This is a genomic window from Gracilibacillus thailandensis, assembly GCF_010994055.1.
GTDB lineage: Bacteria > Bacillota > Bacilli > Bacillales > Amphibacillaceae > Gracilibacillus > Gracilibacillus lacisalsi.
In genome coordinates this window covers 23,181-35,535 of the sequence record NZ_WJID01000032.1, presented here as the reverse complement: position 1 = coordinate 35,535, position 12,355 = coordinate 23,181, and the positions used below count along the sequence as shown (strand labels likewise).

11 protein-coding genes and 1 riboswitch are annotated in these 12,355 nt (G+C 37.9%); of the genes, 4 read left to right on the top strand and 7 right to left on the bottom strand.

Going from position 1 to position 12,355, the window contains the following annotated elements:
* The first annotated feature begins 15 nt into the window (after nucleotides 1–15).
* A complete protein-coding gene (locus GH715_RS11030) occupies nucleotides 16–1,587 on the top strand; it encodes an ABC transporter permease (protein ID WP_240469380.1) in 1,572 nt (523 codons plus the stop codon).
* 10 nt (nucleotides 1,588–1,597) lie between these two features.
* Here GH715_RS11030 and GH715_RS11025 read toward each other — a convergent pair whose 3' ends face one another.
* From GH715_RS11025 to GH715_RS11005, 5 genes are all read right to left on the bottom strand, one after another.
* The gene (locus tag GH715_RS11025; protein WP_153835497.1) at nucleotides 1,598–1,975 is read right to left on the bottom strand and encodes an SLAP domain-containing protein; all 378 of its coding nucleotides are present in this window, start codon (nucleotides 1,973–1,975) and stop codon (nucleotides 1,598–1,600) included.
* 447 nt (nucleotides 1,976–2,422) lie between these two features.
* Nucleotides 2,423–3,316, bottom strand: a complete 894-nt coding sequence (locus GH715_RS11020; protein ID WP_163578606.1) for a MetQ/NlpA family ABC transporter substrate-binding protein — start codon at nucleotides 3,314–3,316, stop codon at nucleotides 2,423–2,425.
* Between the two features lie 30 nt (nucleotides 3,317–3,346).
* Entirely contained in the window at nucleotides 3,347–4,015 is a 669-nt protein-coding gene (locus GH715_RS11015; protein WP_153835496.1) for a methionine ABC transporter permease, read from the bottom strand.
* The gene (locus GH715_RS11010) at nucleotides 4,008–5,033 is read right to left on the bottom strand and encodes a methionine ABC transporter ATP-binding protein (RefSeq protein WP_153835495.1); all 1,026 of its coding nucleotides are present in this window, start codon (nucleotides 5,031–5,033) and stop codon (nucleotides 4,008–4,010) included. Before GH715_RS11010 ends, GH715_RS11015 begins: the two co-directional genes overlap by 8 nt.
* A gap of 88 nt (nucleotides 5,034–5,121) precedes the next feature.
* Nucleotides 5,122–5,228, bottom strand: a riboswitch (SAM riboswitch).
* 144 nt (nucleotides 5,229–5,372) lie between these two features.
* Nucleotides 5,373–6,041, bottom strand: a complete 669-nt coding sequence (locus GH715_RS11005; RefSeq protein ID WP_153835494.1) for an SIMPL domain-containing protein — start codon at nucleotides 6,039–6,041, stop codon at nucleotides 5,373–5,375.
* A gap of 801 nt (nucleotides 6,042–6,842) precedes the next feature.
* Here GH715_RS11005 and GH715_RS11000 point away from each other — a divergent pair.
* The gene (locus GH715_RS11000) at nucleotides 6,843–7,847 is read left to right on the top strand and encodes a DUF3231 family protein (RefSeq protein ID WP_153835493.1); all 1,005 of its coding nucleotides are present in this window, start codon (nucleotides 6,843–6,845) and stop codon (nucleotides 7,845–7,847) included.
* A 415-nt stretch (nucleotides 7,848–8,262) separates the two neighbouring features.
* Here the strand turns inward: GH715_RS11000 and GH715_RS10995 are convergent, their stop codons facing one another.
* Entirely contained in the window at nucleotides 8,263–9,624 is a 1,362-nt protein-coding gene (locus GH715_RS10995; protein WP_153835492.1) for a PFL family protein, read from the bottom strand.
* A 13-nt stretch (nucleotides 9,625–9,637) separates the two neighbouring features.
* Nucleotides 9,638–9,910 (bottom strand): ACT domain-containing protein, encoded by a 273-nt coding sequence (locus GH715_RS10990; RefSeq protein ID WP_153835491.1) that lies wholly within the window; start codon nucleotides 9,908–9,910, stop codon nucleotides 9,638–9,640.
* A 115-nt stretch (nucleotides 9,911–10,025) separates the two neighbouring features.
* On the opposite strand from GH715_RS10990, the gene GH715_RS10985 reads away from it, so the two are divergent.
* Together GH715_RS10985 and gndA are read left to right on the top strand one after the other, a co-directional pair.
* Nucleotides 10,026–10,757, top strand: coding sequence for a Cof-type HAD-IIB family hydrolase (locus tag GH715_RS10985; RefSeq protein ID WP_153835490.1), 732 nt, complete (start codon nucleotides 10,026–10,028; stop codon nucleotides 10,755–10,757).
* Between the two features lie 172 nt (nucleotides 10,758–10,929).
* Nucleotides 10,930–12,351, top strand: a complete 1,422-nt coding sequence (gene gndA, locus GH715_RS10980; RefSeq protein ID WP_018932519.1) for an NADP-dependent phosphogluconate dehydrogenase — start codon at nucleotides 10,930–10,932, stop codon at nucleotides 12,349–12,351.
* Nucleotides 12,352–12,355: the final 4 nt, after the last annotated feature.

Below are 12,355 nucleotides of genomic sequence, written 5' to 3'. Positions count from 1 at the left end.
CATCAATTGAAATTTTTGCTCAGATTTAATGCGCGCCAAAATTGGCTTGCCAGTATTATTTGGACATTGTCAACTGTTGGGATTACAGTGGTGGTAGCAGGCGCTTTTGTGAACCTTTTCGGATCTGAACAAGAACGCGATACAATGGCTCAAACGCTTGAAAACCCTGCAATGGTTGCGATGGTTGGACCGGTATATGGGATTGACAACTATACGACAGGTGCAATGATGGCGAATCAAATGCTATTGTTTACTGCTATTGTGCTCGGAATTATGAGTATATTAATGATAACCAAGTTAACTCGGAAGCAAGAGGAAGAAGGGAAATTTGAATTAATTCGCTCGATGCCGGTTGGTCGCTTATCAAGTTTGAGCAGTGCGTTAATTGTAGTTGCACTGGTTAATTTGATTATTGGATTGATAACTTCTATTGGTTTGGTTCTGATTAATGTAGAAAGTATTGATGTAGAAGGTTCGATCATGTATGGAGCAGTTTTAGCGGTAACGGGCCTCATGTTTACCGGCATTACGGCAGTGATAACCCAGTTAACGGAAACATCCCGCGGTGCAATAGGGTTATCAATAGCTGTATTGCTTTTGGCTTATTTTGTTCGTGCGATTGGAGATGTCAGTAGTGAAGCGTTAAGTTTGCTATCACCATTAGGCTTAATTTTACGGACAGAAGTTTACGTGGAAAACATTTGGTGGCCAATTATCGTTTCGGTTGTGATTGCATTGGTGTTTACAGTACTAGCTTTTTACTTGCATAACCGAAGAGACCTAGGGGCAGGTTTACTGCCGTCTAAACCTGGTAAAAAAGAAGCTTCCAAACTCTTATTATCACCACTTGGTCTCATATTACGGTTACAACGTACGCAGATCATTTCCTGGCTGGTGGCGATGCTTTTTTTAGGTGCCTCATATGGATCGGTCTTAGGTGATTTGGAATCATTCTTTGCAGATAATGAAATGTTCCAGCAACTCCTAGGAGATAATTCGGAATATACAATGACAGAACAATTTATGACGATGCTAATGGTGATTCTATCGATATTTGCGACAATCCCAATGGTCATTTCTTTTTTGAGAGTACGTGGGGAAGAGAAGAGAGAGCGTAATGACCACCTATTAACTACAGGCATTTCAAGATATAAATTACTAAGCTATTATCTTGGTGTATCAGTAGTAATAGGTGCAGTTTCCTTATTTATTGCACTATATGGATTATGGGCAGGAGGAGCGGCGGTAATGGACGATCCGATTCCTTTGAAAAATATCTTGAAAGCGGGGATGTCTTATGTACCTGCGATGCTTATTATCTTAGCGCTTGCCAATCTGTTATTTGCGTTTCTGCCAAAATGGACATCATTAGTATGGGCATATCTGGTATTTTCGTTCTTCACTGTATACTTAGGTGGGATGATAGACATACCAGAATGGTTAGCAAACATTTCGAGTTTTAACCACATCCCACAAATTCCGGTAGAAGCATTTACGTGGACACCATTAGTGGTTTTGCTAGTAATTGGCCTCGTCGCTTTAATAACTAGTCAATTCGGCTATCGGAATCGAGATGAGGTAGGGTAGTGGGACAGGATTAATGTCCCACTTTCAATGAATAGGGGACATTTTGTTTATTTTCATCTCCCATTTCAGGAAAGATAAATGTCCACGGCATGCTTGTTTTAGCTGGAAAGCATAATCTGGATTCCTCAATATACTGGCTGGCTATTCGCTTGTTGTCTTGAAAGAGTTGGATGTTGATATTGGTTAAGTCCGTTTCTTCCGATTGGAAGTTATGAATTAATGTTGTAATGAGTAAGTCATTGCGGTGATTTACTGCTGTTCTGACCGGAACAAACGTGACGCCATCTTCAGCATCCTTTTTTGTTTGCTCAAAAATCTTCTTTATATCTAAACGATCTTCATTACTAATGGTTCTGTTCCACGCATCTTCAAAGTGTAATTGCTGCATAATTGTCAGCTCCTCAAAATAATTAATTGAAAGGTGTGCCTATATAGAAAGAAATCGGGAGATTCTAAGAATCAAATGATTGATCGTCAATCAACAACTATCAACGAAACTGTATTTGCTTTTTACTAAGATAGTTTACAACTAGTAGAGCTTTACTTATATCATTATTTTATCAATAACTCATCGGTTACAACAACAACTTTCTGTTTGCCCAGTTTTTCTTATTAGCAAAGAACGTATAAAAATTGGGTGCCTGTCTACGCAAGCGCCCAGAAACTAGGCGACTTCACAAATCACCCTGCGATAAGTCATCATCGGTTCGTAAACTCACCGTGATTCCTTTATCTCAGTTGATTCTGAAGCCGCTACGTTTCTAAACGGGCACTCTGCGCTTTTCTTATTAAGTTTAAAAAACACCTAGTTTCATAACTAGGTGTTTTAGTTTACTTATTCAGATACAGGAATGATTGCTCCGTCGTATTCTTCTTCCATAAATGTTTGGATTTCTTCAGAACGTAGTACATCTACTAATGTTTGGAGTGCTTCATTATCTTCATCTTCAGAACGAGCAACAATTAAGTTAGCATATGGTGAGTCAGGACTTTCAAGAATGATGGCATCTTCTGTTGGTACTAATCCATGTTCAATTGCATAGTTCGTGTTGATTGCCACAACTGTATCTTCTTCTCTTTCATAATTTTGCGTTAAAAGCGCAGGTTCAATACTTGTATCAAATTCCAAGTTTAATGGGTTTTCTACAATATCTTCAACTGTGGCTTCAGTTGGATCAACATCTTCGTCAAGAGTAATAAGTCCTTCTTCTTGTAATAGTAACAAATTACGACCATGGTCTGGAACATTACGACTCATAATAATGGTTGTTCCTTCTTCAATATCTTCTACACTTTCAACGTTTTTAGAGTAAAATCCTATTGGTTCAATGTGAACTCCACCAAGGTCGACAAAGTCATAACCTTTTTGTTCTTTTTCAGTTTCCAAGAATGGCGTATGTTGGTAATAGTTAGCATCCAATAATCCACTATCTAAGTCTTGGTTTGGTAGTACATATTCTTGATATGTTTCAATTTGAAGCTCGATACCTTGTTCCTCTAATAATGGTGCAGCTTGTTCAAGTACTTCAGAGTGAGGAACTGCTGACGCCCCAACAACAATCTTTGTTAACTCTTCATTTTCTTCAGTTGCACCTTCATCGTTAGTTTCTTCTGTGTTTTCTTCACTATTGCTAGTGTCTTCTGCACCTTCCTCATTGTCTGCTGTACCACATGCTACAAGTGCTAAAGACAGTAATGCTGTAAGTAAAAAAATAATTAGTTTTTTCACAATAGATCATCCCTTCTTAAATTTAAAATTTTATCTTTTATCTATCACTTTGGATAGGAAATCCCCAATAAATTGAACAACAAACACGATAACTACAATAAATACAGTACAGAGAAATACTACATCAAAATCCCAGCGTTGGAAACCTTTCATATAAGCAAGGTCACCTAATCCACCAGCACCAATTACACCTGCCATCGCTGTATAGCTGATTAGGGCAATTAATGTAACGGTAAGCCCAGAAATAATCGCTGGCATCGATTCAGGTAATAATACTTTAAAAATAATCGTAGAAGCTTTTGCTCCCATAGATTTCGCAGCCTCGATAACCCCTTTATCCACTTCTTTCAAACCGATTTCGACAAGACGTGCGTAGAAAGGAGCTGATCCAATAATTAAAGCAGGTAACGCCGCTTTCCAACCACGAATTGTACCAATTAAAAAGTCAGTAAAAGGGAAAAGTAATAAAATTAATATAATAAATGGTATTGCTCGAAATACGTTAACAATAGTTGCCGAAATAAAGTTTATCCATCTATTTTGCCAAAGGTTACCTTGGTCAGTTAGGAAAAGCAATAATCCAAGTATAATCCCAAGAACAAAGGTACCAATACCGGCAAAAATGGTCATGTATAGTGTTTCCCAAGTAGCTTGCCACATATCATCCATTACTACATTTGGAAATAATTGCTCAAACATGTCTTAACACCTCTACTTCCACTCCGGTGCCTTCTAGAAAAGTAATAGTCTCCTCTAAGATTTTTTTATCACCATTTATTTCAACATATAGGGTACCATATGCCCCTTCCTGTGTTGGCGCAATCGATCCTTGTAAAATGTTTATCTCAACATCAAATTTCTTAGCTACTTCACTAATAACTGCGCGTTTTGCATTATTTCCTATAAAGTGTAATTTGACAACCTCACTATCTTCCTTGTCATTAATAAATTCTACTAAGTTTTCCTTTTCGTATTCTAAAGGATTGAGTTGCTGTACAAATCGTTTGGTCGTTTTTGATTGTGGTTTTACGAAAACATCTAGTACGTCACCTGTTTCCACAACATTACCATTTTCCATTACAGCAACACGGTGACAAATCTTTTGAATAACGTGCATTTCATGTGTAATTAATATAACAGTTAGGTTTAACTTTTTATTAATAGATACTAACAAATCTAGGATATCATCGGTAGTTTCAGGATCTAGCGCTGAAGTCGCCTCATCACAAAGTAATACTTCAGGATCATTGGCAAGTGCTCGAGCAATCCCTACACGTTGCTTCTGTCCACCACTTAATTGTGATGGATAAGCATTCTCTTTTCCTGCAAGTCCAACAAGATTAATTAACTCTTGTACTTTCTTTTTTTGCTCTGTTTTCGAAACACTAGCGATTTCAAGTGGAAATGCAATGTTATCGAAAACGGTTCGAGACCATAGCAAGTTAAAATGTTGGAAAATCATACCTATTTTTTGGCGTTTTTTACGTAATTGGTTCGTTGACATTTTGGTAATATCTTTCTCATGGATAACAACCGAGCCATTGGTTGGCTCCTCTAATCGATTAATTAATCGAACGAAAGTACTTTTACCAGCACCACTATAACCAATAACGCCAAATATTTCGCCTTGTTCTATATTAAGTGAAACATTATCGACAGCTTGCACTTGTTGTTTTTTTGTTTGATAAAGTTTCGATAAGTTTTTTATGCGAATCATTCTTTCACTCTCCTTCGTTTACAATATCGTAAACACATAAAAAAACCTTTCTGCACTAAGAGGACAGAAAGGATGATTATTCGTTGTCCTCTTATCTTTCAAAGCATAACGCTTTGATGGATTTAGCACCTATCAGTGTAAACTGACGGTTGCCGGGTTTCATAGGGCCATTCCCTCCACCACTCTTGATAAGAGCTTTCATATACAATTCATAACCAATATAATATCATCACGGATGACATTCGTCAATTCTTTTTGAAAAAGTAAAACTATTCAGAAATTTGGAGAGGAGGAGAGTTTGTGAGTGCAAGAAATAGATAGGGAGAGCATCGAGTGTACCTAATAACGAAATTCAGCTTCCACTTTAGCTTTAATCGCTAGTCTACCTGGTTCGATAGGGGTGATAAGACTGTCTGTGGAAACTCCTAAAACTACTGGTCGGCTTTCACTTTCTTCACGTCTGGAAATTTCTTTTAAGGAATACGGAATAGAACTAATGCTTACACCTAACTCCTGCGCAATAATGCTAGCTTTTATCTGCGTATTTTCCACCGCTTTTTGGAGCGCTTCTAGATAATATCGATCTTGATTTGCTACCGTTAATTGAATGTTACGGACAGTATTTGCACCGTAATCAACGGCTGTATCAATGATTAGTCCAACTTTGTCAATTGGTTCGATAATAACCTCTAACAAATTCGTTACACGATAACCTCTAAAAATTTGAATGCCTTCATCATAGTCATACTGAATATCCATCCGGTAATCATATGTCTGGATATGATGACGGGGGATATTCTCTTGAAGCAGTGCTTGAATAATGTTGTTGGTAGACTCAGCATTCTCGCGTTGCGCTTTTTGGAGATTGGAATCTTCTGTTATAACGCCAAGGGTAACCACTGCTTGATTTGGTTCAACTGACACCGTACCATCGCCTGTTACTAGTATCGAATAATCAGTCTGACGTACTTGTGAATGAGACCTTATATTTGGGTTAGCATAATACATTGTTTTCACCTTTTCTTGTTTATTATTACTTCTACTTTATTCGGAATAAGGTGAATACATGCTTTTTCATACTAAAAAAGAAACTGAGAAATAACTAGTCGAGATAATCGGGACTTGCTTTTCGTAGTAAAAAAACCGCACAACTAATGCAAAGCAGTGGAGAATATAGGGAATAGATCTATTTTGATAAACGTCTTGCATATCAGAAGTATAAAGAGTATAAAAACAGCTAAAGATAAAAGTGGATTTTGAAAAAACACCTAAAAAACGTGCTATGCAATGTTGATACGGATTTTCCACAGTATGAACTCCTATTAAATTAACCTCCATTAATGAAAATTTCACGTGGGAAAAAACAGTATGTTAAAACCGTTACATTCAGGGCAGATGATAAACAAATGAAAATTATATAGTCTAATATTAAAGTAATGGATAAAAAGATAATTGTTCAACTAATGATTAATGTATGCGCACTTACAGATACAAATAACCAGTACATTGGGTATTGCAATCAATATACGGTTTCCAAGAATAAAATAAACGGCACACCCACTGTTAACATAGATGGACCAAACTATACCCATTAGCTTCTTTTCATGGTATAGCGACAGGGGTATCGCCTTCAGAAATACCTCTTTCCCATTTCGGAGGGGGCTAAAAATGCTCAGGGTGAAAAAAATTATTACTTGCTTAATTAGATATCAATTATTAGCCAGTAGCTCTTGATTCATTGTTTCGGAAGAAGAGATAATATTAAACCAAGAATTTTAGACATAGTATTTACAAAAGGAATGATAGGTTATGGAAACAGATAAATCACAACTAACAGCAGCCGAAATGGGAAAACTTTGGGCAGTTTATAATGGGAATACCATGGGCAAGTGTGTACTTAGCTACTATCTTAAACATGTGGGTGATGTGGATATTAAAAAAGTTTTAGAACAAGCTTTGAATTTATCTCATTCACTTAATCAAGATATCAAACAAATATTTAATCAGGCGAACTTTCCAATCCCAGTTGGATTTACCGATGATGACGTTAACTTGGGTGCACCAAGGTTATTTTACGATGAGTTTTATCTCCATTATTTGAAATATTTAGGGAAAGCGGGGATGAGTATTTATAGCGCTGCTATTCCTTTGGTTACAAGGAAAGATGTAAGAAAGTTTTTCCTTAATGCTCTTAGTGAAACTGCCCAATTAATGGCTGCAGTCGATGACGTATTAATAGTAAAAGGAGAATTAATGAATTCACCAACCATACCCGTTCCTGAAAAAGTTGATTTTATTAAAAAACAACACTTTTTGAATGGTTTTTTGGGAGACGTTCGTCCTCTCCATGGACTAGAGATTGCTCACCTTTATGGTAACATTAACAACGATATTACAAGTAAAGCGCTCATTATAGGCTTTAGTCAGGGAGCAAGAAATGAAAAAGTTAGAACGTATTTAGAGAGAGGAAAGAATATCAATCAAAAACATATTGAAATGTTTTCAAGCAAACTGCATAAAGATAATGTTCCTGCGCCATCGCTTATAGACCATTTAGTAACTACATCGATTACGCCGGCATTCTCAGATAAACTGATGGTTTATCATAAAATAGACATGTTCTCCATGAAAATCAGAGAATATGCCAATGGTGCTTCACTGAACGGAAGAAGGGATATCGGAACATTGTATGGACGATGTTTAATGGATGTTTCACTTTATGTAGAAGACGGTGCTAATATTATGATTGATAATGGTTGGATGGAACAACCACCAGAAGCGGTTGACCGAGAAGACCTGTCTTCAAAAGAATAATAATAGCATAACTCCTAGTCGAAGTTTAATATGGTGATAAAAAAACAGAACGCTTACATTTAATGTTGAACTGCACCCCAATTGTTGGACACAATCTAACAATTGGGGTGCAGTTTTTTATGCTAAAACTACTGTGATTTAGTATCGGAACTATTTCACCAAAGGCCCATTTCTTTAATTAAGATAAGAAAGTATAAATTTTGCGCAGATGTCTAGCTCCGAGCGCCCAGAAACTAGGTGACTTCACGAATTGCCCTACGATAAAGAAGACTTGCCGATTGGTGAAACCAGAGGCTTAGTCGCACTTATGCCTTTAGGTGAAAGTCATCATCGGTTCGTAAACTCACCGTGATTCCTTTATCTCAGTTAATTCGTTCCAGTCGCTACGTTTCTAATCGGGCGCTCTGCGCTTTTCTTAATTAATCAATGATTGTAATGGTGCAGGGATTCTGCCACCACGTTGAATTAATTTATCAGAAGAAAATTCACTCACACCGATAATGGGTGCGCGACCAAGCAGCCCACCGAACTCTACGGTTTCTCCTTCTTTTTTGCCAATCACCGGTATGACCCGTACTGCAGTTGTTTTTTTATTAATCATACCAATCGCCGCTTCATCTGCAATAATGGCGGATAAAGTCTCTGGACTGGCATTGCCTTCTAAGGCGATCATATCTAATCCAACTGAGCAGACGCATGTCATTGCCTCTAATTTAGAAAGGTTTAGTGCTCCTTCTTCAATTCCGCGGATCATGCCGTTATCTTCACTAACTGGAATAAAAGCACCACTCAACCCGCCAACATAGGAACTAGCCATTGCACCACCTTTTTTAACAGCATCATTCATCAATGCTAAGGCTGCGATTGTACCGTGTGTTCCGACACGTTCCAATCCAATTTCTTCTAATATTTCCGCAACACTATCATTCATTGCGTTAGTAGGTGCTAAGGAAAGGTCCATTATGCCAAAAGGTACATTTAAACGTTCCGCGACGACACGACCGATTATTTCGCCAGCTCTCGTAATTTTAAAAGCTGTTTTCTTAATCACGTCAGAGACTTCACCTAAATCAGCATCTGGGTAACGTTTCAAGGCATGAAGGACAACACCAGGTCCACTTACCCCAACGCTTAGGACTGCTTCTCCTTCACCAGCACCATGAAAAGCTCCTGCCATAAATGGATTATCCTCAACAGGATTACAGAAGACGACTAGTTTAGCGCAACCGATACTATTGTTATCTTGCGTGAATTTAGCTGTGTCGTGAATGATCTGCCCCATTTGGCCGACTGCATCCATATTAATTCCTGTTCTAGTTGTTGCAACAGAGATCGAAGAACAAACGCGCTCCGTTTTACTTAGTGCCTCGGGTAAAGCATCAAGTAGTATTTGATCTCCTTTAGAAATGCCTTTATGTACCAGGGCTGAAAAGCCACCAATAAAGTCTACATCTAAAGTTTGTGCTGCTTTGTCCAACGTTTCGGCAAGTTCAATGGCTTGTTCTTTTGTTGCGTTTCCTAACAATTCAGCAGCAGGAGAAATCGCGATTCGTTTATTAATAATCGGAACACCATATTCTTTTGCTACTTGATTCGCAGTTGATTGTAAGTCTTTCGCATAATTGGTGATCTTTTCGTACACTTTTTGTTTTACTTTATCAAAATCATGATCAGCACAATCACGCAAGCTGATTCCCATTGTTACCGTACGAATATCAAGGTGCTCCATTTCTACCATACGTATTGTTTCTTGAATTTCAGTAAAAGCTATTGGCATCTGTTACCCTCCTTTAGACACGATGCATTGCTTGAAAAACATCTTCTAGTTGAATATTTATTTTTAAACCTAATTCTTGCTCAACAGGTTTGAATTTTTCCTGTAACGTTTCAAGATTACTGGGATCATTAATTTCAATTAACATGATCATCGTAAAAAATCCTTCTAAAATAGTCTGACTAATATCTAAAATATTGATATTATTATCTGATATTACAGTGGTTACTTTGGCGATGATACCTACCTGGTCTTTGCCAACTACACTGACTACAGCTCGTTTTTGCATTTATGTCACCTCATTTTTTATTGTTATACTTTATTATACCCAAAGCATCCTTTTTTGCTAAATTATACTGCATCGCATAAAATAAAAGGGAATGCATGATGAGAGGAGCTTATATATGAAAAAGGATATACAATTGATTGCTCTAGACATGGACGGAACCTTGTTAGGCAATGACCATCGAGTCTCGGAAACAAATAAAGAAGCCATAATAAAAGCACGAGAAAAAGGTGTAGAAGTGATTATTTCTACAGGAAGACATTATCAAACAAGCTCTGATATTGCAAAAGAATTGGATATCCATTATCTGATAACGGTAAATGGCAGTGAAATCTGGACCATGACTGGAGAATTGATTGCTCGTCAAACGCTTGATGCACGGGTCATTGAGAAGCTTGTAGCATTAAAAGAAGAACATCAAACATGGGCATGGCTTTCTTCAACAGATCAAATATGGCGTGGTGAAGTACCAGAGGATATTTTAGCACATGAGTGGTTAAAATTTGGATTTGATACAAAAGATCCGGAAACAAAAGGGAAGATCATGGAGACCATTGAGAGCTGGCAAGAAATTGAGTTGAGTAACTCCAGTCCGACCAATATCGAAGTGAATGCGGTTGGTGTCAATAAAGCAGCAGCAATCGAAATCGTGTGTGAGCGGTTAGGCATTAATATGTCCCAAGTAATGGCGATGGGTGACAGTTTGAATGATATTAAAATGATCGAACAAGCAGGACTAGGAATTGCCATGGGAAATGCTCAGGAAGAAGTAAAAAAAGTGGCAGACTCAGAAACGACAGCAAACGATCAAGACGGTGTAGCAAGAGCTATTGAGAAATGGGTACTGTAGCTCTAATGTATAAATTTTCAGAAAATTAATAGTTAACACTTGCAGAGGGTGTGCCAATATAATAACTTATTATATGGAGTGAATTTTTCAGATCACTACAGTAATATTCGATTTCGTGCTAAAATAGACAATGGAATGATACATAGTGACAAAAAAAGGAGCGAATAAGAGAATGGCAAAACAACAATTTGGTGTGATAGGTCTTGCTGTTATGGGTAAAAACCTTGCGCTTAACGTGGAAAGCAGAGGATACTCTGTAGCAGTATTTAATAGAACTTATCAAAAAACAGAAGAATTTTTAAATAATGAAGCAAAAGGTAAAAATTTTGTTGGAGCAGAAACGATCGAGGAATTCGTTGAGTCATTAGAAAAACCTCGTAAAATTATGTTGATGGTCAAAGCTGGTCCTGCAACAGATGCAACGATTGCTTCCTTAAAACCACTTCTAGATGAAGGAGATATCTTAATCGACGGTGGTAACACATTCTTTAAAGATACTATGCGTCGTAACGCAGAATTAGACGAATCTGGTATCCACTTCATCGGAACTGGTGTATCTGGTGGGGAAGAAGGAGCACTTAAAGGACCTTCTATTATGCCAGGTGGACAAAAAGAAGCTTATGATAAAGTAGCGCCTATCTTTGAAGCAATTTCTGCAAAAGTTAACGGCGACCCTTGTGTTACATACATCGGACCAAACGGTGCTGGTCACTATGTGAAAATGGTACACAACGGTATCGAGTATGGCGATATGCAGTTAATCTGTGAAGCATATTTCATTATGAAACACGTACTTGGACTTAGTGCAGAGGAGCTTCATGAAGTATTTGGCGAATGGAATAAAGGGGAATTAGACAGTTATCTGATCGAAATTACCACAGATATCTTCAAGAAGAAAGATAAAGAAACAGGTAAACCAATGGTAGATGTGATCCTTGATACAGCAGGTCAAAAAGGTACAGGTAAATGGACAAGCCAAAGCTCCCTAGACTTAGGTGTACCTTTACCGGTTATCACGGAATCTGTGTTTGCACGTTTCATCTCTGCTATGAAAGAAGAGCGTGTAGCAGCAAGCAAAGTACTACAAGGACCATCTGCTGGGGACAAGCCATATGAAGGTGACAAAGACGAGCTTATCGAAGCTATCCGTAAAGCACTTTATATGAGTAAAATTGTTTCTTATGCACAAGGTTTCGCACAAATGCGTGCAGCTTCTGAAGAAAATGATTGGAACTTGCGCTATGGTGACATCTCGATGATTTTCCGTGGTGGATGTATCATTCGTGCACAATTCCTTCAAAAAATTAAAGAAGCATATGATCGTGATCCAGGACTTGCGAACCTACTACTTGATCCGTATTTCAAAGAGATCGTGGAAAGCTATCAAACATCACTACGTAAAGTACTTTCTATCGCAATGGAGCGCGGTATTCCAGTACCAGGCTTTGCAAGTGCATTAGCTTACTATGACAGCTACCGTACAGAAACATTGCCAGCAAACTTACTACAAGCACAACGCGACTACTTCGGTGCTCATACGTATCAACGTAACGACAAAGAAGGCGTGTTCCATACAGAGTGGTTAGAAGATTAATATT